The 25,772-nt window shown below is 69.6% G+C and carries 20 protein-coding genes; 7 read left to right on the plus strand and 13 right to left on the minus strand.

What is annotated here, in order from left to right:
- Positions 1-72: 72 nt before the first annotated feature.
- Entirely contained in the window at positions 73-672 is a 600-nt protein-coding gene (locus ACFYRH_RS02540) for a TetR/AcrR family transcriptional regulator (RefSeq protein ID WP_387766895.1), read from the plus strand.
- Here ACFYRH_RS02540 and ACFYRH_RS02545 read toward each other — a convergent pair.
- Together ACFYRH_RS02545 and ACFYRH_RS02550 are read right to left on the minus strand one after the other, a co-directional pair.
- On the minus strand, positions 632-1,150 hold the full coding sequence (locus ACFYRH_RS02545; protein ID WP_387766898.1) for a dTDP-4-dehydrorhamnose 3,5-epimerase family protein: 519 nt from the start codon (positions 1,148-1,150) through the stop codon (positions 632-634). The genes ACFYRH_RS02540 and ACFYRH_RS02545 overlap by 41 nt on opposite strands.
- A complete protein-coding gene (locus ACFYRH_RS02550; RefSeq protein ID WP_387766901.1) occupies positions 1,147-2,352 on the minus strand; it encodes a DUF2786 domain-containing protein in 1,206 nt (401 codons plus the stop codon). The genes ACFYRH_RS02545 and ACFYRH_RS02550 overlap by 4 nt, the downstream gene beginning before the upstream one ends.
- 133 nt (positions 2,353-2,485) lie before the next feature.
- On the opposite strand from ACFYRH_RS02550, the gene ACFYRH_RS02555 reads away from it, so the two are divergent.
- Positions 2,486-3,862, plus strand: a complete 1,377-nt coding sequence (locus tag ACFYRH_RS02555) for an FAD-binding oxidoreductase (protein WP_387766904.1) — start codon at positions 2,486-2,488, stop codon at positions 3,860-3,862.
- Here the strand turns inward: ACFYRH_RS02555 and ACFYRH_RS02560 are convergent.
- From ACFYRH_RS02560 to ACFYRH_RS02570, 3 genes are read right to left on the minus strand one after another with little or no spacing between them, the layout of a single operon-like run.
- Positions 3,859-4,605 (minus strand): SDR family NAD(P)-dependent oxidoreductase, encoded by a 747-nt coding sequence (locus ACFYRH_RS02560; protein ID WP_387766907.1) that lies wholly within the window; start codon positions 4,603-4,605, stop codon positions 3,859-3,861. The genes ACFYRH_RS02555 and ACFYRH_RS02560 overlap by 4 nt on opposite strands.
- A complete protein-coding gene (locus ACFYRH_RS02565) occupies positions 4,598-5,839 on the minus strand; it encodes an AMP-binding protein (RefSeq protein WP_387766910.1) in 1,242 nt (413 codons plus the stop codon). Before ACFYRH_RS02565 ends, ACFYRH_RS02560 begins: the two co-directional genes overlap by 8 nt.
- A gap of 7 nt (positions 5,840-5,846) precedes the next feature.
- A complete protein-coding gene (locus ACFYRH_RS02570; protein ID WP_387766913.1) occupies positions 5,847-6,098 on the minus strand; it encodes an acyl carrier protein in 252 nt (83 codons plus the stop codon).
- Between the two features lie 312 nt (positions 6,099-6,410).
- Here ACFYRH_RS02570 and ACFYRH_RS02575 point away from each other — a divergent pair, with 312 nt between their 5' ends.
- Complete coding sequence (locus ACFYRH_RS02575) at positions 6,411-8,903, plus strand: hypothetical protein (protein WP_387766916.1); 2,493 nt, start codon at positions 6,411-6,413, stop codon at positions 8,901-8,903.
- Here ACFYRH_RS02575 and ACFYRH_RS02580 read toward each other — a convergent pair.
- Positions 8,878-10,458: a glycoside hydrolase family 10 protein gene (locus ACFYRH_RS02580; protein WP_387766919.1), complete on the minus strand. Its 1,581-nt coding sequence runs from the start codon at positions 10,456-10,458 to the stop codon at positions 8,878-8,880. The genes ACFYRH_RS02575 and ACFYRH_RS02580 overlap by 26 nt on opposite strands.
- A gap of 99 nt (positions 10,459-10,557) precedes the next feature.
- On the opposite strand from ACFYRH_RS02580, the gene ACFYRH_RS02585 reads away from it, so the two are divergent.
- Complete coding sequence (locus ACFYRH_RS02585; RefSeq protein ID WP_387766922.1) at positions 10,558-11,067, plus strand: GNAT family N-acetyltransferase; 510 nt, start codon at positions 10,558-10,560, stop codon at positions 11,065-11,067.
- Positions 11,064-12,116: a pseudaminic acid synthase gene (gene pseI, locus ACFYRH_RS02590; protein ID WP_387766925.1), complete on the plus strand. Its 1,053-nt coding sequence runs from the start codon at positions 11,064-11,066 to the stop codon at positions 12,114-12,116. The genes ACFYRH_RS02585 and pseI overlap by 4 nt, the downstream gene beginning before the upstream one ends.
- On the opposite strand, the gene ACFYRH_RS02595 is transcribed toward pseI, so the two are convergent.
- Positions 12,113-12,898, minus strand: a complete 786-nt coding sequence (locus ACFYRH_RS02595) for a hypothetical protein (protein ID WP_387766927.1) — start codon at positions 12,896-12,898, stop codon at positions 12,113-12,115. The genes pseI and ACFYRH_RS02595 overlap by 4 nt on opposite strands.
- A gap of 98 nt (positions 12,899-12,996) precedes the next feature.
- Between ACFYRH_RS02595 and ACFYRH_RS02600 the strand changes: the two genes are divergently transcribed.
- The gene (locus ACFYRH_RS02600; protein ID WP_387771688.1) at positions 12,997-14,451 is read left to right on the plus strand and encodes a class I SAM-dependent methyltransferase; all 1,455 of its coding nucleotides are present in this window, start codon (positions 12,997-12,999) and stop codon (positions 14,449-14,451) included.
- A gap of 105 nt (positions 14,452-14,556) precedes the next feature.
- Here the strand turns inward: ACFYRH_RS02600 and ACFYRH_RS02605 are convergent, their stop codons facing one another.
- The 5 genes from ACFYRH_RS02605 to ACFYRH_RS02625 are packed head-to-tail and all read right to left on the minus strand — an operon-like array spanning position 14,557 to position 22,283.
- Positions 14,557-16,677, minus strand: a complete 2,121-nt coding sequence (locus ACFYRH_RS02605; protein ID WP_387766930.1) for a glycosyltransferase family 2 protein — start codon at positions 16,675-16,677, stop codon at positions 14,557-14,559.
- A 35-nt stretch (positions 16,678-16,712) separates the two neighbouring features.
- Complete coding sequence (locus tag ACFYRH_RS02610; RefSeq protein ID WP_387766933.1) at positions 16,713-18,377, minus strand: hypothetical protein; 1,665 nt, start codon at positions 18,375-18,377, stop codon at positions 16,713-16,715.
- A complete protein-coding gene (locus ACFYRH_RS02615; protein WP_387766935.1) occupies positions 18,370-19,194 on the minus strand; it encodes a hypothetical protein in 825 nt (274 codons plus the stop codon). The genes ACFYRH_RS02610 and ACFYRH_RS02615 overlap by 8 nt, the downstream gene beginning before the upstream one ends.
- Entirely contained in the window at positions 19,194-21,479 is a 2,286-nt protein-coding gene (locus ACFYRH_RS02620) for a glycosyltransferase family 2 protein (protein ID WP_387766938.1), read from the minus strand. Before ACFYRH_RS02620 ends, ACFYRH_RS02615 begins: the two co-directional genes overlap by 1 nt.
- Positions 21,480-21,533: 54 nt before the next feature.
- Positions 21,534-22,283, minus strand: coding sequence for an N-acetyltransferase (locus ACFYRH_RS02625; RefSeq protein ID WP_387766941.1), 750 nt, complete (start codon positions 22,281-22,283; stop codon positions 21,534-21,536).
- Positions 22,284-22,403: 120 nt separating this feature from the next.
- Between ACFYRH_RS02625 and ACFYRH_RS02630 the strand changes: the two genes are divergently transcribed.
- Positions 22,404-24,632, plus strand: coding sequence for a hypothetical protein (locus tag ACFYRH_RS02630; protein WP_387766944.1), 2,229 nt, complete (start codon positions 22,404-22,406; stop codon positions 24,630-24,632).
- Here ACFYRH_RS02630 and ACFYRH_RS02635 read toward each other — a convergent pair.
- Positions 24,625-25,647 (minus strand): PseG/SpsG family protein, encoded by a 1,023-nt coding sequence (locus ACFYRH_RS02635; RefSeq protein ID WP_387766947.1) that lies wholly within the window; start codon positions 25,645-25,647, stop codon positions 24,625-24,627. The two genes, ACFYRH_RS02630 and ACFYRH_RS02635, sit on opposite strands and share 8 nt — an antisense overlap.
- Between the last annotated feature and the right edge of the window lie 125 nt (positions 25,648-25,772).

Consider the following 25,772-nt stretch of genomic DNA (forward strand, 5'->3'; position numbering starts at 1 on the left):
CCTCCGGTTACAATACGGAGGCACCCTCCGCTTTGCAAGCGATATTGTGGCCCGATCTCGGGAGGAGGCTGGATGGCCACGCAACCACTGCCGTGTTCACGGCCGACCCGCGCGGACGCGGCGCGGAACTACGACCGCCTGGTGACCGCCGCCCGGGACACCTTTGCCGAGCACGGCACCGACACCTCGCTCGAGGAGATCGCCCGTCGGGCCGGCGTCGGCATCGGCACGCTCTACCGCCGCTTCCCGAACCGGACCGCACTGCTCGAGGCGGTCTACGTCGACGAGATCCAGTCCGTCGTCGAGCGCGCCTACGACTTCGACCGGGAGCTGGAGCCGTTCGCCGCGCTCGAAGCGTGGTTGCGCAGCTTCGTCGGGTACGCGCTGTCCAAGAAGAGTCTGTCCCACGAGCTGACGCTGGCCATCGGCCAGGAGTCGCCGTTCTTCCAGGCCTGCAAGACGAACGTGCAGCAAGCGGGCAGCCTGCTGCTGGACAAGGCGAAGGCCACCGGCGACGTGCGGCCGGAGGTGGACCTGATGGATCTGCTGCGCCTCGTCGGCGGCATCACCCACTCGCCCGACACCCCGCCGGAGCAGGCCCATCGCCTGCTCGACATCGTGCTGTGCGGGCTCAGGCCCGCTGCTGCCGCAACTGCTCCAGCGAAGGGTTAGCGGCGTCCCGCTCGGTGTACCAGAGCGGCTGCACGGGCCAGTCGATCGCCAGCTCCGGGTCGAACAGGTCCACGCTCACCCGCTCCGGCGACCAGAACTCGTTCACCAGGAAGTTGTACGTCGTGTGCGGCGTCAGCGTGCAGAACGAGTTCCCGACGCCGCGGGGCACGTAGAGCGCGTCCGACGTACCGAGCTCGAAGGTCTCGACGGTGCCGAAGGTGTCGTTGTCGCGGAGATCGACGATCGCGGCGAACACCCGGCCGGACGACGGCGACAGGTACTTGTCCCAGGGCTCCGCATGGATCCCCCGGATCACGCCCGCGAACTCGAAGTACGCAACGTTGTGCTGGACGACGTCGAGCCCGATCTCGGCCAGTTTCGCGCGGTGGAAGTTCTCCTTGAACCAGCCGTCGTGGTTCGGCTGCACGTCCAGCTCGATCCGCAGTACGCCGGGGATCGTGGTCTTCACCGTCCTCATCGGTGCACCTGCCGACGGGCTTCGAGCTGGGCCTGGTCCGCGGCCGTGAGGCCGGCGTGCCAGCCGGCGCCGTTGGTGATCCGCGTCCGCCGGGTCGTCGTGTTCGGAAACAGCTGGGTGAACAGCGCGTCCACCTGCTCCTCCCGCCGGGCCAGCACCGGCAGCAGGCGACCGGCGTCCGCCGCGGGTACGGCGGCCTGGGTCGCGGCGGCGGTCTGCTCGAGCCGCTCACCGATCCGCTGCGCGTAGGCCATCAGGAACGACTGCCGGAACGAACGGGTCCGGGACTCGCCACGGTGACCGAAGTGTTTGCCTGCGGCAAGCATCGCCCGATTGGCCTGCACCAGAAGGGAGGTGCTGAGGATCTCGGTGTGCTGGAGATCCAGCTCGGCGCCGACAATGGTGACGACGGCCAGGTCCTCGATCACGACCGTGCGGCACCGGTTCGCCGCGGCGACCGCGCCGACCAACTGCGCCTTGGCCGAGACGTACGGCGTCTCGACCCACAGCCTGCGCCCCGCGGAGTCGTCCGGGATCTCCACCTCCGCCTCCAGCAGCGCACTGTCCAGCGAGAACTTCGCCATCAACTCCTGCGCCTTGCCCGACAGCGCCTCGGCTTCCTCCGGGAACTCGGTCGCCTCCGCCTTCGCCAGCAGCCCGCGAATCCGGGCGAGCATCTTCCCGCTCGCCGGTACGACGGGTTGCTCGCGGCGGACCGTCGTCCCGGGAAGGGGGAAGAGCCGGGCCAGGACCGGCAAGGTCTGGAGGAAACCGGCGAGGGAGAGCGCGTGGTGCAGCGTGAGGTAGCGGCCGACGCGCGCGCCGGCGGCCCACGAGGTGAGGCTGAACGCGGTGAACGGCTGCGGGACGCCGACGTCGGTCAGTTGGCTGAGCCAGCGTGCGTCGAGGGTGGCTCCGGCGTACCCCGTGTGCTCGGCCGAGATCGCGGCGAGCAACAACGGCTCGGCGCCGGGGTCGAGAATGCGACGGCCGTGCTGAACGATGTCCGCGGGCGCCCAGCCGCGCTCCCACGCGGTCCGCAACAGGCCGCCGAGGAACGCCTGCACGCACCGGTCCACCTGCGTCTGGTCGATCTCGTCGTACGCACCCAGCTGGGCCAGGTGCGTGTCGGCGCGATCGTCGCGCTCGGCAACGCCGGCGGCGGCAATCGGTAACAGTCGCAAGATTTCCTCGTCACTCACGCCATCGAGTCTGACACTCCCCGAAGTTCCCACCCAAACGGGAATTCTTCCCCTTGTGGGCAGGCGTGCGGCTCTGGAGGCTGGTCCGACGACGGCACTCGGACAGGCGGGTGCCCATGGGGGAGGAATCGGAATGACGCAGAGTGTGGCGGAACTGCGCACGGTCGTGAGTGGGGCCGTGTACGCACCGCAGGACGAGGGGTACGACGCCGCGCGCCGGCTGTGGAACGCCGAGCACGTGCGGGAGCCGGCCCTGATCGCTCAGGTCCGGTCGGCCGCGGACGTCCAGGCCGCCGTGCGGTACGCGGTGGCCGAGGGACTGGAGATCGCCGTCCGCTGCGGCGGGCACAACATGGCCGGGCTGGCGTCGGTGGACGGCGGGCTGATGATCGACCTGAGCCGGATGAACCAGGTCACGGTCGATCCCGAGGCCCGCCGGGCGCGGGTCGGCGGCGGGGCACTGCTGCGGGATCTCGACGCGGCCACCCAGCAGCACGGTCTCGCCGTACCCGCCGGGATGGTCTCCCACACCGGAGTCGGCGGGCTCACGCTCGGCGGCGGGATGGGGTGGCTGTCCCGGATGCACGGGCTGAGTATCGACAACCTGGAATCCGTGCAGATCGTCACCGCGGACGGCAGCATCCTGCGCGCCTCCACGGACGAGAACGCGGACCTGTTCTGGGCTGTCCGTGGGGGTGGCGGCAACTTCGGTGTGGTCACCGAGTTCGAGTTCCGGCTGCACCAGGCCGGGCCGATCGTCAACTACGGGATCGCGTTCTGGGGTCAGGACCAGGGCGCCGAGGTACTCCGGAACGCGCGCGAGGTGATCCCGGCGTTGCCGCGTGAGGTCAACGTGGTGATCGTCTGCCTGAACGCGCCGCCCGCACCGTTCGTCCCGGCGGAGCAGCGCTTCAAGCCCGGGTACGCGCTGGTGGCGGTCGGTTTCGGGCCTGCCGAGCAACACGCCGCGGCGATGGACCGGTTGCGCGGGACGCTGCCGCCGGCGTTCGAGTTCATCAGTCCGATGCCGTACGTCGCCGTACAGCAACTGCTCGACGAGGCGAACGCCGCGGGGAGGTACCACTACGAGAAGGGCACGTACCTCGAAACGCTGACCGATCCGGTCATCGACGTACTGACGACGCAGATGGCACAGAAGACGTCACCGATGTCGATCGCGCTGATGTACCGGCTCGACCACGGGTACCTCGAGACCCCGGACGACGCCACGGCGTTCGGTGGGCGGCGGACGCCGCGCTATGCGATGTTCACGATGGCGACCACGCCGGGACTGGACGGGCTGGACGCGGAACGGGCTTGGGTCCGGCGACTGTGGGACGCGCTGCAGCCGCATGCCATCAGCATCGGCAGCTACGTCAACGGCATCGCCGAGCCGGACGAGGCCCGGCTGCGGGCGTCGTACGGCCCGAAGTACGACCGGCTCGTCGAGACCAAACGCAAGTACGACCCCGACAACGTCTTCCACCGGAACCAGAACATCAAGCCCTAGATAGACGCCGCTCCGTCGATCACGAGGACTTGGCCGTTGATGTTGGTGTTGTCCAGGAGGAGCATGCGGACGATCGGGAGGACGTCCTCGGGTTCGGTCAGGTGACCGGTCGGGGTGCGGCGGACGATCTGGTCGAGCTGGGTCTGCCCGAGGACCGCGGACATCTCCGAGGCGAAGAAGCCCGGCGCGACGGCGTTGGCGAGGACGCGGCCACCGAGTTCACGAGCGAGTGAGCGGGTGGCCGCGTCCATGCCGCCCTTGGTGGCGGAGTACGCGACCAGGCCCGGGTACCCGCGTTGCGCACAGATCGAGGTGATGTTGACGACCCGGCCTTTGAGGCCCTTGGCGAGCATCCGGCGCAGGACGAAACGGGTGAGCACCAGCGGCGAGGTCAGGTTGGTCTGGATGATCTCGGCCAGCCGCTCGGGCGAGGTGTGAACGTGCAGTGAGTCCTGACCGATCGCCGCGTTGTTCACCAAGCCGTCGATCGGGCCGAGCGTGCGCTCGACCTCCTTCACGAACGCCTGGGCGGCCGCGGTGTCGTTCACGTCGACGGAGCCGAAGTGCAGGTGGTCCGGATACTTCTCGCCGAGCGCGCTCAGCTCGGGCGTGACGGTCCGGGCGAACGCGGCGACCTTGATCCCGGCGGCGAGCAGGTCGGTGACGACGGCCAGGCCTAGGCCGCGGGAACCGCCCGACACCAGCACGACCGAGGCCGGCGGGACAACACTGACTTCAGACATCGCTCTTCAGGGTTTCCTTCTGCGGGATCTCGTCGAGGAATCGGATCCGCCGCGGTACGCCGTAGTCCGGCAACCGCGTCGAACACCACTGGACCAGGTCGGCGTCCGTGATCGGGCCGAGCGCCAGGTTCGGGACGACTTCGGCCGCGACCATCCAGCCGACCAGCGGCGCCTTGCGCGCGAACACCCGCGCCCATGCGACGCCCGGGTGCCCCATCAGCACGTTGCGGACCACACCGGCCGAGACCTTGGAACCGCCGACGTTGATCTCGTCGGTGTCCAGACGGCCGGTGATCAGCACGCGGTCGTCGGCGTACTCGACCCGGTCGCCGGTGTGCACCGCGCCGACCAGGCCGGCGCCGTGGTGCGGCGAGCGGATGACGAGCTCGTCGCCCTCGACGCTGAGTGCCGGCCGGTCCGGCGTGGGTTCGCGATCCAGCCAGGACTTCGGGAAGCCGGCCTTGCCGTCGTGCACCACGATCGAGGCACCGACCTCGGAGGACGCGTAGATCCAGGAGATCCGGGCCTTCGGGAAGAGCTCCCGCAGCTGATCGAGGATCGCCTGGTCGACCGGCTCCCCGCCGAGCGTGATCTGCTCCAGCGGTACGGCGCTCAGCGCGTCGGCGTCCCGATAAATCGCCTGCCGCCAGAAGGTCGGCGTACCCGAGGCCGCGGTGACTCCGTGCTCGGTGGCGATCGCCGGCCAGTTCTCCAGCTCGCCGGGCTCGATCACGACCAGGCCCTGATCGGCCTGGGTCAGCGAGAGCGTGACGACCTGCCACCAGGCATAGGTCCCGGGCGAGTACGGCAGCAGCCAGGTGCGCGGTGGCTGGTCGGCGGTGACGGTGGTCAGCGTCTCCAGCGTGTGGCCGATCCGCTTCGGGCGGCCGGTCGAGCCGGAGGTGAGCAGCCAGGCGCGGCCCGACTCCTCGACGCGCTTCAGCTTGGCCGGGGTGACTGCCCCATCGGGCAGCACGATCGCGAACCCGGACTCGGCCAGCTCCTCCCGCATCCGCTCGTCGACGCGGGACTCGGTGGCGACCAGCAGCTCGGTGCCGTGCACCGCGTGATGGCGGAGGGCGGCGAGCGCGTCGGCACCGTTGTCGACCAGGACGGCCGCGGGTGACGGCAGCTGCGGCAACTTGTGCAGCGTCCGCCAGGTCAGGCGCTTGCCGGCGACGACCACAGTGTTGTCGTCACCGATCAGGGCGGTGGTACGGCGGCGGCTCGTCACGGCGCCGTCACGCGGACTGGAGGTGCTCGATGAAGTCGAGTACGTCGCCGACCGTCGCGATCCGGCGCAGCCCGGGGGCATCGAAGTTCAGCTCGTCGCCGAGCTCGTCCTCCACCCGGAGGGCCAGCTCGGAGAAGTCCAGCGACCGGAACCCGATCGCGCGGAGATCCGCTGTGTCGTCGGCGGGCAACGACCGGCCCTGGGCCGTCATCACCTCACCCATCAACGCCCTGACCCGACTCCGATCCACCGAACTCATAGTCCCGAAGCCTAGCGTCTCCGTCCGGGGAGCCCTCGGTCCGAGGAGATTTGTCACGCCGCAGGAGCCAGGCTCGCAGGCGTTTGAAACGGCTGCTGATCTCCCAGCCGACGAGGGCGATGACCGGGGCCGCGGCGGCCAGTGCCGCCAGCAGGACCTCCTCCACCGGCAGGCCGGCGATGTGCTCGACAACCATCGAACCTCCCGCACACTGCAAGGGCTTGGGAGATTACCGAGTGTAAACGCGAGGCGTGCGGTGGTAAACGGCTCACCGGCCGACGGCCGGTCCGGTAGGGCTCATACACTTTCCCGATGATCAGAGCGGGCCGACGGCGTGCGGCAGGGCGGGGCAAGCGGACCGCGGCACTGGTCAGTCTCCCGGTACTGCCGCTGGCCTGGTTCGTGGCACTGCAGGAGCACCCGCCGTGGATGCCGGCCGTGTACCTCGCTTACCTCCTGGTCGTGATCGTCGTCCCGGGCACGATGTTCTGGCGGCGGCTGACCGGCGGGATCGGGTGGCTGTCGGCGGACGTGGTGCTGGGGACCGCCTTCGGGCTCGCGGTCGAGGCGCTGATCTACCCGCTCGGCATGCTGTTCCAAATGCCGTTCGCGGCCCTGCTGATGCCCGCGCTGGCGTTCGGGATGTGGCGGGCCCTGCCGCGGCGCGAGCTGCCCGATCGGCCGACGCCGTGGTGGTCGATGGCCGGCGCGATGATCGCCGTCGGGGTCGCGGCCGCGTGGTTCGTCCGCGCCGGCGCGCACCTCGTCCCGCTGAACGGTCCCGAGGCTCTCCGACCGAACACGGACGCACCGCACAACCTCGCGATCGCCGGCGAGGTGGCGCACCACTTCCCGGCCCGTGTTCCGTACGCCGATGGTCGGTGGCTGACGAGCCACTGGGCGGCGTACGACCACATCGCGTCCGCGCACTGGATCACGACTGTGCCGCTCGACGTACTGACACATCGGGTGGCGCCGTTCGCGTGGATCCTGCTGACCGTGCTCGGCGCGGCTGCGGTCGGGATGCTGCTGACCGGGCGTGCGGTGGCCGCGCCGATCGCTGCGGGACTCGTCGTGGCCGGTGGGGATCTGGTGGCTTGGCCGTGGGCAGTGTCGGATCGGGTGTTCGCCGACGGGCCGTTCTCGCTCGGTGAGCTGACCAATCCGCCGCAGGCCTTCTCGACTGTGCTGTTGCTGCCGTTGATCGCCGTGACCACGTTGCTGCTGCGGCGCCGCCCGGGCACGACCCGCGGCCAGTTGTTCCGGCTGTTCGTCACGGCTGGTGTGCTGATCGCCGCGCTGGCGATGACGAAGGCCACCACGCTGCCCGTCTACGCCACCGGGCTCGCGGTGGCCTGGATCTACTTGACGGTTCGCGCCGGGCGGCTGAATCTCCGCGCGCTGGTGCTCGGGGTCGGTGTCGCGGCGGCGTACGCGCTGACGTTCTTCTTCGTCCTGCGGGGCGCGGCGTCGAGTGTGCGGTTCGATCCGGGCGCGACGTTCACCAGTCTGGCGGATCGGATGGGTGGTGGTTCCGCCGTCCCGGTGATCGCGGCGGTGGCCGTGGTCGGCTGGGTGATGCCGTTGGTCGGCGCGTTGCTGATCACGCGTCGCGTGGCTCGCGATCCGATGGTGGTCTTCCTGGTGGCCGGGTTCGTCGCCGCGGTGCTCGGTGCGTCGCTGCTGGCGGATCGTGGGGACACGCAACTGTTCTTCGTGCGGACGGGCTTCGTGTTCGGCGTACTGCTGGCCACCTGGGGTCTCGCGGCACTCGAGCGGCGGCTGTTCTGGGTAGCCGGCGTCGCGCTCGCGATCGGCGCCGCGGCGATCTACTGGGGCCGGTACCGGTCTCCCGACACGTGTACGTCGGCGAACTGTTTCGGGCAGGGTCTCGTGGTCGCGCTGGTGATCGCGGCGATCGGGATCGGTGTGTTCGGGCTGGTGCTGCGCGGAACCCGGCGGACCTGGGCCGTGATCGCGGTGGCGGTGCTGCTCGGTACGACGGTGTCGCCGACGATCGCGTCGGTACGGAAGTTCGCCGATGCACCGCTGACGGAGTACGAGTCGATCGCACCGGGCGGGATCGAGGCGGCCCGGTTCATCCGGCGGAACTCAGGATCGGACGACCGGATCGCCACCAACGTGCACTGCCACCAGGCGCGCGCGTCGCACTGCGGGACCGGGTCGTACTGGATCGCGGGGTACGCCGAGCGGCGGGTGCTGGTCGAGGGGTGGGCGTACCAGGCGAGGGTCGACGACAGCTATCCGGCCGGCGTTCAGGGACCGTACTGGAACCAGGACCTGCTGAAGCTGAACGACGAGGTCTTCAGCAACCCCACCCGGCAGACGATCGAGACGCTGCGGACGAAGTACGACGTGCAGTGGTTGCTGCTCGACGAACGGGTCGGTGCGGCGCCGAAGAACCTGGACAAGCTGACCGAGCTGCGGTTCCAGCTGGGCACCGTCCGCGTGTACCAGATCTATCCGCCACCGCCGGAGAACCCGTACCCGTCGAAGACGCCGTCGCCAACAGGCACGCCGTCACCCAGCTTCCCGACCACCACACCGGGCCCGTCGTCGGGAACTTCGTCGGACCCGTCGACGAGCGTGCCGGCGAATCTGCCGACCACCGTGCCGACGACTGGGCCGACAAGCACCGCGCCGAGCTTCCCGACCGGGCCGCCCAGCCCGTCGGGAAGCTTCACGACGCTTCCTGTCCGCAACTCCCCGACGAGCGTCCAGAGCCCGTCGTCGAGCTTCTCCGGCTCGACTCCCAGCGTCAGCGGATCGACACCGCTGGGATAGCGACGCTCTGGTTGGCGAGCCGGTCGAGGGCGGTCACGGAGTACAGGTACGCCGTCCCCGGCGTCGCGGTCGTGTCGACGTACGACTGCGCGGCCCCGGTCGACCGCACGGTCGCGATCAGGTTGCGGGCGTCGTTGTCCGGGCAGTGGTCGCCGCCCTTGAGCTCACGCCGGTAGATCGCGTACGACGTGGTGTCCTGCGACGTCCGCGACCACTTGACCCGCACGCCGTCCGCGGTCCGCGTCGCGTGGACGGCGTGTGCCGGGAGCGGCGGCCGCGCGTCGAGCGCCGGCATCGCGGGGATCAGCGCCGGCTTCGAGTACCACGTGGTGTTCAGCAGCGTGGTCGCACCGAGCCGGTCCGCCCGCACGTCCTTCGCCGAGAAGTAGATGTTCCCCTTGACCTCGGGAATCGTGCTGTCGAATGCCAGGTGGTCGCTCAGTTCCTTCGGGTCCGACCAGTCCGGCGACTGCGTCGACGTACCGACCTTGTACGTCGCCTCGCCGATGTACAGGTGCACGTGGGTACCGCGGACCTGGTCGGCCCACCACGGGACGATCTTGGTGTAGTCCGCCGGCGCGAACCCACCGGCCCAGTAGACCTGCGGCACGATGTAGTCGATCCACTCCTCGCGGACCCACTTGCGGGTGTCCGCCGCGAGGTCGTCGTAGGTCTGGACGCCGGCCGTGGTGTCGGTGCCCTCCGGGTCGGTCGCCTTGTTCCGCCAGACCGCGAACGGCGAGATGCCGAACTTGATCCACGGCTTGATCGCGTGCATCTTCTGGCTGAGCTCGCTGATCAGCAGGTCGATGTTGTGCCGTCGCCAGTCCTGCAGGTTCGTGTAGCCGTCGTTGTACTGCGCGAACGTCGCGGCGTCGTCGAAGGTCTGCCCGGCGACCGGGTACGGGTAGAAGTAGTCGTCGAAGTGCACGCCGTCGATGTCGTACCGCGAGACCGCGTCCATGATCGCGTCCTCGACCAGCTTGCGGGCGGCGGGGATGCCGGGGTTGTAGTAGAGCTTCCCGCCGTACGAAACCACCCAGTCGGGGTGCAGCCGGGCCGGGTGCGTCGGGACCAGCGCGTTGAGGTCGGTGCCCATCGAGAGCCGGTACGGGTTGAACCACGCGTGCAGCTCGAGGTTCCGCTTGTGCGCCTCGGCGACCGCGAACGCCAGCGGGTCGTACCCGGGGTCGCCGCCCTGGTGGCCGGTCAGGTACTGCGACCAGGGCTCCACCTTCGACGGCCAGAACGCGTCGGCGGTCGGGCGGACCTGCAGGACGACCGCGTTGTGGTGCTGCCGGACCGCGTCGTCGAGCCAGCCGATCAGCTCGGTCTGCTGCTGCGCGGCACTCAGGCCGGTCTTCGACGGCCAGTCGATGTTCACCACCGACGACACCCAGCTCGCCCGGAACTGCCGCAGCGGTGTGCTCGCGCTCGGCGTGCACGTCTGCTGGTCCGCGGCCGAGGTCGGCGCCGCGGACGCCGTACCTGTCAGACCGCCGAGCACCAGGCCCGCCGTTACGCCGAGAACACCCATCGATCGCCAGACTCTCATGTCACTCTCCGACTACAGTTCCGGTGAAGTGGAAAGATGTTTACACACTCAGGCACCCGAAGAACAGCACTCGACGAATCGGGGCGCTAGGTTAGAGCCATGCTGCGCCCCGCAACCGAAGACGACGTCGACACGATCCGGCGACTGCGGAACCAGCAGGCCAACCGGGACGTGAGCATCACCGCGCACGAGATCACCGTCGACGAGCACGCGGCCTGGTGGGCGAAGACCTCCGTGGACCCGAGCCGCCGGGTGCTGATCTACCTGCGCGACGACGCGACCGCGGGCGTGGTGAACTTCTTCGACCTGGCGGGCACCACCGGCTCCTGGGGGTTCTTCCTGGACGCCGACGGGCTCGCCGAGCGGGGCGAGACGCTGCCCGCGTGGATCGAGATCATGCGCGAGGCCACGACGTACGCGTTCGACGAACTCGGCCTCGAGACGCTCACCGGTGAGGTGCTCGAGCACAACGCCGTGGTCCGGCAGATGAACCGGCGCTTCCGGTTCGTCGAGGGGACGCCGCAGACGCGGTACGCCGACGGTCGCGAGATCACCGTGATTCCGATCAGCCTGCACAAGCAGGACCGTAGAAACCAGGGGAAACAATGAGCAGCACCATCGAGATCGGCGGGGTGCCGGTCGGTCCGGATCACCAGCCGTTCGTCATCGCGGAGATGTCGGGGAACCACAACGGCGACCTGGAGCGGGCGCTGGACATCGTCCGGGCGGTCGCGGAGACCGGCGCGCAGGCGCTGAAGCTGCAGACCTACACGGCCGACACGATGACGCTCGACCTCGACCTGCCGGCCTTCCGGCTGCCGGCCGAGCACGAACTGTGGAGCGACGCGCGGCTCTACGACCTCTACGAGGAGGCGCACACGCCATGGGCGTGGCACGAGCCGATCTTCGAGCTCGCGACGTCGCTCGGGATGGTCGCGTTCTCGTCCGCGTTCGACCAGACCGCGATCGACTTCCTGGAGAAGCTGAACGTCCCGGCGTACAAGGTCGCGTCGAACGAGATCGGTGACCTGCCGCTGGTCCGCGGGATGGCCGAGACCGGCAAGCCGATCATCATCTCGACCGGTTCGGCGACGCTGATGGACATCGACGCCGCCGTCCGCGCGGCCCGCTCGACCGGGAACGAGCAGATCATCGTGCTCTCCTGTACGGCGAGCTACCCGGCGCCGCCGGAACAGTCGAACCTGCGCGGCATCCCGGTGCTCCGCGACGCACTCGGCGTACAGATCGGGCTGTCGGACCACACGATGGGCATCGGCGCCGCGGTCGCCGCGGTCGCGCTCGGTGCGACCGTGATCGAGAAGCACGTGACGCTGAAGCGCGTCGACGGAGGTGTCGACTCGGCGTTCTCGCTGGAGCCGTGGGAGCTCGAGATGCTCGTCGAGAGCACGCGGGTCGCGCAGCTGTCCCTCGGCGAGCCGGTGATCGGGCCGAAGCAGGCAGAGCAGAACGTCCTCCGCTTCCGCCGCTCCCTCTTCGTCACCCAGGACGTCCGTGCCGGCGACCCGATCACCCCGGAGAACGTCCGCTCCATCCGCCCCGCCGGCGGCCTCGCCCCCGACCTCTTCACCCAGGTCAACGGCCGCCCCTTCCGCCAAGACGTACCGGCCGGCACCCCGCTCACCTGGGACCTCCTCTAACCCTTGAGCTCGGCAGTCAGCCGATCACGGGCCTGCCGAGCAAACGCGAGGAACCCCGCCTCCGGATTGATGTACGCGTCGAGCCGCACCAGCACGACGTACGTCGCCGTGCGGTACTGCAAGGTGCGCTCGGTCCAGGTCTTGCCCGCGATCGGGTAAGTCCGCACGATGTAGCGCGCCCGGACGCCGAATCCCGGCAGCCGTCGCTCGACCACCGCGGCGGCCGGGCGGCCGTCGACCTGGATCCGTGCACACTCGGCCGGCGTCGGCAGCCGCTGATCGAGCAGCCGGTCGCCGAGCGGGCCGGCGAGTTCGACGATGTTGATGCTGACGAACGGCCGCGCCGGGCCGGTGGTCGGTCCCAGCGCGGCGAACGCGGATGCCGACGGTGTGGTCGATGCGACGAAATCGCCTGGCACACCAGGCACGCCCGAGTACCGGATGATGTCCCGGCAGAGCTCCGGCGCCACGGCGTGTCCCGCCAACGGATCGGCTCGAGGCTTCCAGCCGGTCTCGGTCGGATAGGGATAGAGCGACTTGTTCAACGAGTGCCGGCCGTAGGCGACCGGTAGCGCATACTCCAGGTCGTTCACCAGGTACCTGTTTGCCGCGGGCGTCGGCGTCACCGACACCCGGGGTACGGGCGTCATGCGCGGCACGGCCGAAGTCACGGCCGAAGTCACGGTCGACGGGCGCGGCTCGGTGTTTCCACTCGGCGTCGTACAGGCGGTCAAGGGCAGCAGCAGACAGGCGGCCGCCGACCATCGGGTGAGGCTCCACATCCCGAGGCCCCTCCTCCTGGGATCATGTGATGTCGACGCATCGTATCCGGGGAAGGGCTGGGATGGGCGAGTACTTGTTGTTTCCGGGGCGGCATCATGTGTTGACGGGGTTTCAGGCGGAGTTCCTGCGGGGGTTCGCGGATCGGACCGTGGTGTGGGCGGTGACGTCGGCGAATCATCAGACGACGAAGCGGAATCCGGTGGCGTTCGATCGGCGGGAGGCGGCGATCGAGCGCTTCAGCGTCGGGACCGGGATCCGGTCGCTGGTGGTGGGCGTGGTGGACACGCCGCCGACCGACGAGTTCGCCGAGGTGACGGTGAAGGCGATCGAGGCCGGCACCGACGATCTCGTCCGGTTGACGCCGCAGAACACCGTGGTGGCGTGCTCGACGCCAGCGGTGAGCAAGCTGTACGAGCGGCTCGGGTTCACCGTGATCGGTGTCGAGCCCGAGGGTACGGCGCGCCCGTGGGACGTGCTCCTCATGATTGCCGCAGGCAACGAGCAGTGGAAGGAGCTCGCGCACCCCGCGACCGTCGACGTGTTCGAACGGTACGCCCTGGACGCGCACGTCGCGCGCTGCGTGAACGACCCGGTGGTCGGCGACGACGGCGGGCTCACCACGACCCGCGACTACAAGACGTACGCCGATGCGTTCGAGACCGCCGCCGACCGGAAATGGCTGCAGATCAAGGATTTCGTCCGCCCCGGCCGGATCCTCGACATCGGCTGCGCGACCGGCGCGACGCTGCAACTCGTCGACCGTGATCCACGGTTCCACGAGTCGGACCTGATCGGCGTCGAGGTCGCCCGGCACCTGTACGCCGAGTGCGTGCACAAGAAGGAGCAGGGTCTCTTCCAGAACCCGAACGTCTACTTCTACCAGCGCAACATGCTCGGCTCGGCCAGCTTCCCGCCGAGGTCCATCGACACCACGCTGACCCTCGCGCTGACCCACGAGATCTGGTCGTACGCCGACGGCTCCCGCCCCGCCACCGTCCAGCGGTTCGCGGACGCATTGTTCGCGCACACGGCACCGCACGGTGTCTGGATCAACTCCGACGTCTGCGGCCCCGACGAGCCCGACCGTCCCGTCGTACTACGCCTCGACGACAGCGATGGCGAGAACCCGGATGACGTCACCGATCTCGAAGCCCTCGCCGAACCGGCGGCGTACATCGGGAAACTGTCCACCAGGGCACGGTTCTTCCAGTTCGCGCACGACTTCCGGCGGAACGCGCGGGTCCCGTTCGGGTACGACGTCAGCGGCGACAAGCTCACGCTCCGGCTGGCCGACGCGATGGACTTCCTGACCCGGAAGGACTACGTCGACAACTGGCTCAGCGAGACCCACGAACAGTTCTGCGGCCTGGACTTCGCCGGCTGGACCGCGGTCGCCGAACGTGCCGGTTTCACCATCGACCCGGCGTCGAGGGCCTGGCGCAACGACTGGGTGATCGACCACCGCATCGCACCGGTCGCGACCATCACCACCCCCGACGGCACCCCGCTCGACTGGCCCGTCACCCACCAACTGATGGTCGCGCGCCGCTGAGGATCGGCAGCTCGACAGGAGGTGTCACCTCGGGCGGACCGCCCTCACGCTCAGCACGGCGCGCACAGGTGCTGATTTCGCGGACACCTCCTGTCGAGCTGCCGACTACTCGACCTCGAGGTGTAGCGTTCCGGCCAGCGGACGGACGGTCAGGGTGTACTCGCCGTGGCTGATGACCAGCGGGAGGCGGCTGGACAGGAACGGTTCGCATTGGACCGCGTGCGCTGTACCGTCCGGGGCTGTCGCGAACAGGATCCAGTCCGCCGGGCCCAGTTCGGCCATCTCGACGACCGCCGCCCAGCCGTCGTCCGACACGGTACGCCGGCACGCGACGTCCACGTGGTCGTCGGAATCGGGCAGGTAGCGCCGCCAGCCGAACTCGGCCGCACCCCAGTCCGGACCGCGCACCACCAGCATGTTGCCCGCCGCAACCGCAGCTGTCGCGGTCATCCGGACCGGCGACTCGTGCAGGTTCACGTACCCGCCGGTCGAACGGGTCAGCATCACCGCGCGGCCACCCTCGGCGTGCGAGACCAGCCGATCGCCGGCCGTCCACAGCAGCACCTGCTCGCGGCCCTCAGGCCCCCGCATCCGGAACGCCCGCGTCGTCCGTTGACTGAACGGATCGTCCGGGTTGATCTCCTCGAGAATGGGCCGGATCGGCAACCGTGCAGTGAAGTCGCGACCGCTGACCTCGAGCGGCAGCTCCTCCTCGCCACCCGACAACGGCCGGCTGACGAACAGCGACGGTTCGTCGAACGCCGACCGCCCGTGCAACACCAGCGCGTCCGGCGTCTGCTCCACCGACGTCAACCGGCACGGATCCGACAAGCGCCGTACGGCGAGCGCGCCTTCCTTGCCCGGTCCGGGCTGGATCCAGCTCGTGCCGTCGATCCACGCGCCCGGCGGCCAGCCAGGACTGCCGGCCTTCTGACCACGCAACAGGTCCCGGCGCCGGACTCCACCGACCCGCATCCGGACGTCGAACTGCGACGGTCCGGCCGGACATTTCGCCAGCAGCTCGCGGCTCACCCGAACCTCGAACCCGACGAGACTGTCCTCGCCACGCAGGTCGGTCGCCGCGTACCGACGTACCGGAAGGCGATGGTGTCTGCCGCCGACGACCAGGTCGATGCGGAGGGTCGACGGCTTGGACTGCAGGTGGCGGATCTCAGCGGTGCCCTTCACCACCAGCTCGCCGTCGATCCAGGTCACCTCGCGCACGCTCGTCGCCAGGGTCAGGTCGGTCTTGTCGATCTGCAAGTGTTCCTGAGCCGTGGCGGGGTCGAGCGCGACCATCCGGAGCAGCTCGATGTCGCGGGCGCGCAGGGCCTCGAACTGCAGCTGTGCCAGCCGCGGCGAGGTCCTCAGGACAGCAGGGTCGAGGCGGTCGAGGAGCTCGGTACTCAACTCGACGAGGTGCTGCTCCTCCTCGGCCGGAACCGTGCCGAAGGCGGACAGGATCGCGTGCAGGTCGATCTGCCGGAAGTGCGCGTGCACCCGGTGGCGGATGACCGGCAGCGCGTGCTCCACCTCGTCCAGCACCAGGCCGGCCGAGAACACCCGGTCCCGCATGTTCGCGAACTGGAACTTCTGCTGGGTGATCGAGTCACCGGACTCCCGCTCCCGCCAGAAGTACACCGGCGCCGCGATGGTGTCGACGGTGACGGCGTCCAGGTGCGCCTTGAGCGTGATCGGGTAGTCCTCGTACCGGATCGCCGGGAAGCGGTAGCTGTTCTCGTCCCAGAACGACCGGCGGTACACCTTGTTCCACACCATCCGGTCCAGCACCAGCTGCGGCGTCTCGGAGATGTGCGTGGCCTGCCGGTCCGCCGTGAACGCCTGCCCGTGCAACCACGACGGCCGTACGCCGTAACTGTTGTTGAACCGCCGCGCGTTGCCACCGGCGAAGTCCGAACCGGTCCGGTCGAGCGACCGGATCAGCAGTCCGAACCCGTGCCGGGTGACCAGGTCGTCGCTGTCGACGAACGTGATGTACTCCCCCGTCGCGTGCTCCACCCCGGTGTTGCGGGCCGGGCCGAGCCCGGCGTTCTCCTGCTGCACCACGCGAAACCGTGGATCGCGCTCGCAGAACTCCTTCGCGATCACCGCGCTCTCGTCCGGCGACCCGTCGTCGACCAGGATCGCCTCGAAGTCGGCGAACGTCTGCCGCGCGATCGAGTCCAGACAGTCCCCGATGTACGCCCCCACGTTGTAGAACGGCACTACCACGCTGAGTCTGACAGGCGGGCGTGGCCCTCTCATCGCTTCCGGATCCGGCGGGCGAGCTTCCGGGCGACGACCTTCGGCTTGCGGACCTGCGCGGCGTGGAAGAACACCCGCGACATCGCGTACGTGCGGGATCCGCGGATCCGCTCGTGGGCCGCCTGCAGGCGCTGCAGTTGCAGCCGCAGCTCGCGGATCCGGTTCTCGCGGGTCTTCATCGCCTTGTTGCGGAACCCGAGCGTGCGCTCCAGGCCGTACACGTGCCCCTTGAGCTCGAACAACTCGTGCTTGGCCTCTTCGGCCTCGGCCAGGGCGCTGCGGACGTCGACCGTGTGCGTGTCCGTGCCGAGTACCGCGGTCAGCGCCGCGGCGAGCTCTTTGCCTCGGGCAACTTGTTCGGTGGCGACCGGGAGCGTGTCGGGAGAGGTCGCCTGGACCGGCTCCGGCGCCTCGACGCCGGACATCCCGAGCCAGGCGGAGACCAGGTCGTCGCCCACCATCCACGGCGGCCACGGGTGCCGCCGGTGCTGCCCGATCAACCGGTCCTGGAACCGCGACCAGGCGGCCGCCAGCAGGTCTTCCTTCTCGACGGGTTCGTCGGTCACCCACGCCGAGACGCCGTACGCGAACGAGTCGCCGTCGTAGATCACGTCGTCCCAGCGGACGATCACGCGCGACGTGGTCACCCACTCGCCGAGGTCCGCGGCCAGCTTGCGGAAAGCCGGCACATCCTCGGCCGCGGCCAACCGGAAGAGCACGGTCTCGACCGATACACCCGAGGAGACCGTGGCGGGGACGACCGTGGGATCAAAGGAAAGAGCTTCGGAGACAAACGGCGTGTCGGTGACGGAGATGTCCCAGCCGGTGAGGGTCTGATCGGCGGTGAGTACTGCTTCCGCTGTCTGGGAGTAGACGTCGTGGGCGCCGTGAGCGCCGGCGATGGCGACCCACCCCGTGGGGACCGAGGCCAGCAGGCCGGCGCGCGCGGCAGCGTCGATACCCTCGTGGGCCGGGGACAACAGCGGTACGTCGACCGACTCGAGCGCGCCGATCGCCAACCGGGTCGGGAGTTCACCCGGACGGGCCCCGGCCGCCACGTCGCTGCGGACGAACGTGCGCGACCCGAAGTCGGCGTACACCTCCGCCTTCCACGGCAGCGCGGCCTGCAGCTGGTCGACCGACACCGGACGAGTCGGGTCGTCGTGCAGCGGCCGCCACTCGTCGTCGCCGTGCCGTTCGTCGGCGGGACGGCTGTCGAGCAGGTTCAGCAGCGAGAACTCGTTCTCCAGCCCGAGTACGACGACTGCGTCCGGCGTGGCCAATGCGGACAACGCGGCCAGGCGCTCGCTCCAGGACAGGTCGTCGCTGTCGTACCCGAGCAGCCGGTCGAGGCCGTCGCTCGCGATGATCACGTCGTACGGGTCGGCCTGCAGGCCGTCCAGCGCACCGGCGATCACCTGCAGGCACGGACCGAAGTCCGCACCCAGCTGCTGCGCGTCGGAGACCGAGCGGACCAGGATCGTGACATCCGCGGAGTGCGCCAGCACCGACTCGATCAGCGGCGCGGCATGCGGCCCGAGGATCAGCGTCCGCCGGTTGGCCGGGACGACGTCGGTGAGCAACGCCGCCAGCGCCGGCCGCGCCGTCGTCCGGTCCGTCCACGGCTGCATCTCACCGCGAACAACCTGTACTTCAGACACGCTCTCTCCAATCGAACAGGCTTCGCAGTTCCGCGGGCGGCATCATCCAGGGTTTGCCGAGCTCGAGGTCGGTGGTGGCCCGGGCCGCCTCGAGGTCGATCGACTTGCCGAGCATCTCCGGCCACAGCCGCTCGATCCGGCTCTGGCCGCCGAACAGCGGGTTCTCGCCTTCCATCTCCATCGGGTCGCCGTACACCGCCGGTTCGCAACCGGCCGCGATGCCGTAGAAGATCGCGGTCGACAACCGGTTGGCCGCGACCCGCTTGTGCTTGCGCAGCTCGGCCAGCTGCTTGAACAGGAAGCGCCGGTCGGTTCCCTCGTAGGAGAACCCGCGGCGCCCGAACGACACCACCCGGAAGCCGGCGTCCTCGTAGAAGCCGCGCACCTCGGGCCGGTCGAACTCCGTGTAGTACAGGCTGAAGGTCACCGGGCCGGGCTCGGTCTCGCGGATCTCGTCGATCAGCCGCTGGTGGTCGCCGTGGATCTTGCCGCCCTCCCACCCGTGGAACAGGAACCACAGCGTGCCCTCACGCTCGACCGGTTCCTCGGGCTCGGGCTCCAGCTCCAGCAGGTAGAGGAACGGCGCGCCGATGCTGTGGTAGTTCCGCCGGCCGAGGGCGTGACCACGCCGCTTCGGCGCGTCGCTCCAGGTGAACCGCCAGGCGCCGTCGTAGAACTCGTGCACCGGGTTCCAGCCGCAGCCGATGTTCCAGCCGTGCTGCAGGTACCCACGCAGCCGCGGCGGGTGGTCGAAGTCGAACCCGGCGTACCGCGACAGGATGTGCGTCTGGCCGTAGTAGTGGTTGTGATGATGCATCAGCGCACCTCCACGTGCAGAGTGCCGGCGTGTGGTCGGACGGCGAGCGCGTGGTTCCCGTGGGCGATCGCGAGGGGCAACCGGCTGCACAGGAACGGCTCGCACTGCACGGCGTGCGCCGTACCGTCGTCTTCGGAGGTCGCGAACAGGATCCAGTCGGCCAGTGCGGCGAGCGGGTCGACCGAGACCTGCACCGCGGTCACCGGGATCAGCGCGTCCACGTCGGCCGCCGCCGCCCAGCCTTCGGCCGTGAGGGTACGGCGGCATTCGACGTCCAGGTGGTCGTCGGAGTCGGCCAGGTACCGCCGCCAGCTGAAGCTCACGTCGCCGCCGGCCACCCCGCGCACGACCAACTGGTTGCCGTCAGCAACCGCGTGGGTCGCGGTGGTGCGGATCGGTGACTCGTGCAGGTTGACGTATCCGCCGGTCGAGCGGGTCAGCGTGACCACGCGCCCCTCCTCGACCATCGAGACCGCGTCGTCGCCGGCCGTCCAGAGCAGCACGCGCTGCTGTTCCTCCGGACCGCGCACTCGGAACGAGCGGGTCGTCCGCTGACCGAACGGGTCGTCGTGGTTCGCCGCCGCCCGCAGCTCGTGGATCGGCAACCGGGCGGTGAAGTCCCGCCCGTCGACCTCGAGCGGGATCTCCTCCTCGCCGCCGACGACCGGCCGGCTGAGGAACAGCGTCGGCTCGTCGAACGACGCGCGTCCGTGCAGCACCAGCTCGTCGGCGGTCCGCTCGACGGCGGTCAACCGGCACGGGTCCACCAACCGCCGCAACGAGAACCAGCCGTACTTGCCCGATCCCGGCTGGATCCAGCTCGTCTCGTCGATCCACGCACCAGGCGGCCACCCGGGACTCCCCGGCCCCTGACCACCGAGCATGCCCTTGCGGTCCCGCCGCCCGGACCGCATCTTCACCTCGAAGTGCGCCGGGTTCCCCGTGCAGTGCGCGAGCAGCTCCTGGTCCAGCAGGACCTCGAACCCGACGAGCGATGTCTCGCCGTCCAGCCCGAGCGCCTTGTACCGGCGTACCTCCAACGGGTACGACGTGTCGCCGACGGCCAGCGCGATCTGCAAGGTCGACGTTCGGTCGGTCTCCAGGTGACGGATCTCGGCGGTGCCCTTGACCGACAGCTTGCCGTCGGCCCACACCACCTCGCGCACGCTCGTCGCGAGCGTCAGGTCCTGCTCCCGGAGCTTGTAGAGCGCCCGCGGTACGACGGACTCGCCCAGGCCCGGGTAGTTGTAGTCGAGCTGCTTCGACCGCCGCGACCGCGGTACGGCGCGGGCGCCGCCCCGCAGCCCACCGGAGTTGCGGAACACCGCGAGCCGCCGCAGCAGGTCCACGTCGCCGGCCCGGAGCGCGGCGTGCTGGATCCGGTCGTACCGATGGGTGACCGCGAGTACCCCGTCGTCGAGGCGGTAGAGCAGCTCGCGGGACAGGTCGACCAACGCCTGCTCGTCGTCCACAGGCACCGTGCCGAACGCGGACATCAGCGTCAGTACGTCGATCTGCGCCAGGTGCGCGTGCACGCGCCGCCGTACCGCCGGGGGCGCGTCCTCGACCAGGTCGATCACCATCCCGGCCGACGTCACCCGGTCCCGGATGTTGCCGAGCTGGAACTTCTGCTGGGTGATCGACTCGCCGGACTCGCGCTCGCGCCAGTAGTAGACGGCCTGGGTGATCGTGTCCACGGTGACCGCGTCCAGGTGCGCCTTCAGGGCGACCGGGTAGTCCTCGTAGCGGATCGGCGGGAACGTGTAGCCGTTCTCGGTCCAGAAGGACCGGCGGTAGACCTTGTTCCAGAGCATTCGGTCCAGGACCAGGTCGGGGAACTCGGTGACGTGGGTGGCGTGCCGGACCCGCGCGAACGGCTGCTTGTGCAGCCACGACGGGCGCACCCCGAAGCTGTTGTTGAACCGGCGCGCGTTGCCGCCGGCGATGTCCGAGCCGGTCCGGTCCAGGGTCCGGACCAGGGCGGCGAAGCCGTACCGGGAGACCAGGTCGTCACCGTCGACGAAGGCCAGGTACTCACCGGACGCCTCGCGGATCCCGCGGTCGCGCGCGGGACCGGGCCCGGCGTTCTCCTGCTGGATCAACCGGAAGCGCGGATCCTTGGCACAGAAGTCCTTGGCCACGACGGCGCTGTCGTCCGGCGAGCCGTCGTCGACCAGGATCGCCTCGAAGTCGGTCCAGGCCTGCCGGGCGATCGATTCCAGGCAGTCCTCGAGATACTCGCCGACGCCGTAGAAGGGCACCACCACGCTCAACCGCGGCGTCACTACGGTGTGTCCTTTCTCGAGGTCGGCAGACAGTGGGCCCCCAGCGCACTCCTACTAAGCGGCAACGAGATGCACCGTCAGAAGGTTATGCACAGGCTCGAAGCCATAGCGAGCCCAAATTCGCTGAATACCGGTCTGGTGGGTCTGGGTGGTGACGACGAGCCGCCGGGTCGCGCAGACGTCCTCGACCGCAGCCAGCAGGTGGCCGTAGCGGCCACGGCCCTGCTCGGCCGGGACGACGCCGGCCAGCTGTACCTCGGTCCAGGACCGCTGCTGGTCGATCGCGGCCAGTGCGAGCACCCGTCGGTCCGGTCCGCGCAGTACGACGGCTCCCGCGTCGGCGATCCGCCGCCGGGCCCACTCCTGCCGACCGGCCAGCGCCAGCGCCCGGTCGAACAGCGGGTCTGAGCAGTAGTGGTTGCCGGAGTCGCCGAAGACGTCCGCGACCAGGTCGTCCACCACGTCGTCGGCGGCCTCGGGTTCGAGCTGCGCGGTGAACCCGGCCAGTGGCGCGGGCCGCCGGCCTTTCCCGACCGGGAGCGACCAGCAGACGACCGTGTCGGCGAGCAGCGCCTGCCGCGGTCCGTTCGCGAGCGCGGCGAACCAGGTGGTTTCGCGGGCCGGATACCGGAGCACGATCACGTCGGCGGTCGACTTCTCCACGGCGGCGAGAACCTCGGCGAGCGGCGTACCGGCCGACGCGGACACGGACATGCGGTCGATGGACAGCCCGAACCGCTTCGCCGCGTCCACCGACGGCCGCACGGTGAGCTCACCGGCCTCGAGCGCGTCGTACCAACTCATAGAGCGCTGAGCTTAAGGCATCGGGGTTACCACGTGTGCGCCGGAACGTACACTCCGGGACCTCACGCGCAGTGACACTCCACATTCGTGGCGCAACGGATTTCACATTAGTGTTACGACATGCGCGCGAAAGCGAGGCGGCGGGGGCCGCGGACCGCGGGACCGTCCCTTTCGGGGCTGGTCGCCGGCGTCGCCGTCGCGCTGCTCGCGATCGTCCTGCTCGCACTGCACTCGACACCCTTCGAGCTGGTCCGCTTCGTGCTGTTCACCTGCGTGGTGGTCACGCTGCCGGGATTCGCGCTCTGGCGGCTGATCGGCGGGTACGGGCGGAACCTGGTGGAGGACCTGTCCGCCGGATTCGCCGTCGGCACCGCCGCGCAGGTTCTGGTCTACCTGGCCAGCGCGTCGATTGGGCTGCAGGCCTGGTCGTGGGCGTGGGCGCCGGTCGTGCTGGTGATCGCGTTCGTCGACAGCGATGCCCGAGCGCGGGTCTGGCGGCGGGTCGAGCGGCCGTTGCGGCCGATGCAGGCCTGGTTGCTCGCGGCGTCGACCGCGGTCGTGCTGCTGATCGTGTTTCGGCGCGGTCCGGGACAGTTCCTGCCCGCGTACACCGACCCGCTGCGGGCGTATCCGGATCTGGCGTTCCAGCAGGCGCTGGCGGCGAGCGCGAAGTACGACGTACCGATCTCGACGTTGTGGCTCGGCGGCGAGCCGATGAAGTACCACACGTTCTTCCACCAGGCGACGGCCGCCACGCAGTGGGGTACGCGGATCGACCTGACCGATCTGATCCACTCGCTGAGCTGGCTGCCGCTGTTCCTGGCCGGGTGCGGGCTGGTGTTCGCGCTGGCGACGCGGCTGACGCCGACGGCCGAGTCCGGCGCCACCTGGGCCGGGCCGCTGGCGGTGTTCGTCGCCGGGCTCGGTGGGGCGGTGCAGCCGTTGGCGGGCGCCGGTCTGGGCGGGATCTCGACCGCCGTGGCGGCGTACCTGAGTCCGACGCAGAACCTCGGCGTCCTGATCGCGCTGGCGCTCTGCGTGGTGGCGGTGGACCTGCTGCGCGCCGACGGCAGGCCGCGCAGCCGGTGGGTGCTGCTGGTCCTGCTCGCGCTCGTCGCGTCCGGTGCGAAGTCGACGATCCTGCCACTGGTCGGCGTCGGCTTCGCCTTCGCATTCCTGCAGCTAGGACTGGTACGGCGGCCGACGCGGCCGGCGTTCCTCGGCGGGCTCGTGTCGCTGGCGGTGTTCGTGGCCGCGCTGATCACAATCTTCGGCGGCAGCACGTGGGGCACGGAGATCAAGCCGTTCGAGACGTTCGTGCAGCTGGCGCCGTACCCGATGCTCGTGTCGAACCCGCACGCGCAGCTCCTGTCCGGGCTGACGACGCTGCTGAGCTGGGCACTGGCGGCGTCGGGCCTGTTCTTCCTGGGCCGGAAGTGGCGGGACACCGGGGCAGCGTTCCTGGCCGGCGTCGGGGTTGCTGGACTGCTCGGGACGCTGCTGACGACCCAGTCCGGTGTCAGCCAGCTGTACTTCCTGCGGACGGCGTTCCCGGTGATCGCCGTACTCGCGGTTGTCGGGCTGGCGAACCTGGTCGGGCGGCTCGGCGATCGGCGGGCCGTGGTGCTGGTCGGAGTGGCTGGCCTGCTCGGTCTGGTGACGCTGGCGATCGCTCGGTGGCAATCGGCTGACTTGCCTGGCATCAAAGAGCCTTGGTTGTGGACAGCCGCGGGGGTAGTAGTGACGGCCTTTGTGGTAGCGGTGGGGTGGAAGGCAGCGCGGCGGCCGGGGAACTTCTTCGTGGCGTTGCTCGGCGGTGCGGTCGCTGCCTGCATGATCGGCGCGGCACTGGTGCCGTTGCAGGCGTTCGTGTCCGACAAGGCGTCCAATCTGGTCTTCGCGCGCCCCTTCCGCGGTGGAGCGACAGCGGCGGAAGCGGGCGCCGCCCAATGGCTGCGGCGCAACAGTGCGCCCGGCGACCTGATCGCGACCAACGCGCACTGCATCATCCAGCGCGACGGCGTCTGCGACAGCCGGCACTTCTGGCTCGCCGCTCTGTCCGAACGCCCGGTTCTCATCGAAGGCTGGTCCTACTCCAACCAGGCGAACCGGATCGCCCTCACCAACGACGGCAACCCGAGCCTCATCCCGTACTGGGACACCGCGAAGCTGACCGCGAACGACATCGTCTTCAAAGCGCCCACGCCGGCAGCGATCGAGCGCCTTCGCCAGGCCGGCGTCCGCTGGCTGTACGCCGACCACCGGGCCGGCGACGTCTCACCGGCGCTGCGCAACTACGTCCGCCTCCGGCACGCCACGCTGGACGCGACGATCTACGAACTCAGATAAGTCGCAGGAGCGCGTCGGCGACTCGCTCACGCCCTCGGCCGTCCACCAGCTCCCACCCGGCCCGCGCCAACCGGCCACGCTCGGTCGAGTCGGTGAGCAGCCGCTTGAGCACCGGGACCGCAGACGACGTGTCCGCCGCCAGTGCGCTCAGCAGACCGAGTCCAGCCGCCGCACCGGTGTCGATGGCGCGCTCGTAGCCCATCACCTGGTTGTCGACCACACACACCAATCCGGCCGTCGCGCCGAGGCACAGCAGCTCCCAGGTCGACGTACCGGAGGCACTGATCGTCAGGTCGGTTTCACGGACCTGCGCTGCCAGCTGATCAGTCGGACCGATGACCTGGAGACGCTGATGCGGCTGGGACTCCACGGCAGCGATCTGAGCAGCCAGCGCCGGCCCGGGAGCGACCAACGTTGCCTCAAAGGGCAATCCGGTGGCCACCAGCGCCCGCGCCACATGCGGACCGGCACCGAACGCATCGGTCCCGCCGAAGAACGCAAAAACCTTCGGTACGGCGCCCTGTCGCGCAGCCGGCGGCTCACTCGGACGATGCGCGAGGATCTCGTCGCGGATCATCACGTACGGCAGACCGGCCAGCCGGACCGAATCCCGCGGCAGGACCGGTTGGTCCAGCTCGGCGGCGAGGTTCTGATCGACCAGCACGTCCGCCTCGGCGCCGCGGAAGTCGCCGTCGACGATCGCCAGCGTGGGCAGACCGGTTGCCCGGACAGCCGCGTAGACGGCCGCATCCAGGTCGTAGGAGTCGAAGACGACCGCGTCCAGCCCGAGTGCGCCGAAGAGCTCGACATGCGCCTGCGGGGTCCACACCGCCGGGTTCACCGCGATCCCGCGAGCTGCGACCTGGCCGGCCGCCCACGGGACGGTGTGAGCATCGCAAACGAAGACGAGTTCGGCGCCGCGACGGCGTACCTCCTCGGCCAGCGCCAGGCAGCGCATCACGTGCCCGACGCCCCGGGCGGGTCCCACATCACATCGCACGCCGACGCGTTTCACGCCCCAGACCGTACCTGCGGAGCGTACGTTTGATCACACCGCACTGAGACGCGGATTGAAGGGACAGCTCGCCGGGCAGCTATTGTTTCGGAGGTTCGCACCGCGTGTGCGCAGCTCGAAACTGT

Source organism: Kribbella sp. NPDC004875 (assembly GCF_042873375.1).
GTDB lineage: Bacteria > Actinomycetota > Actinomycetes > Propionibacteriales > Kribbellaceae > Kribbella.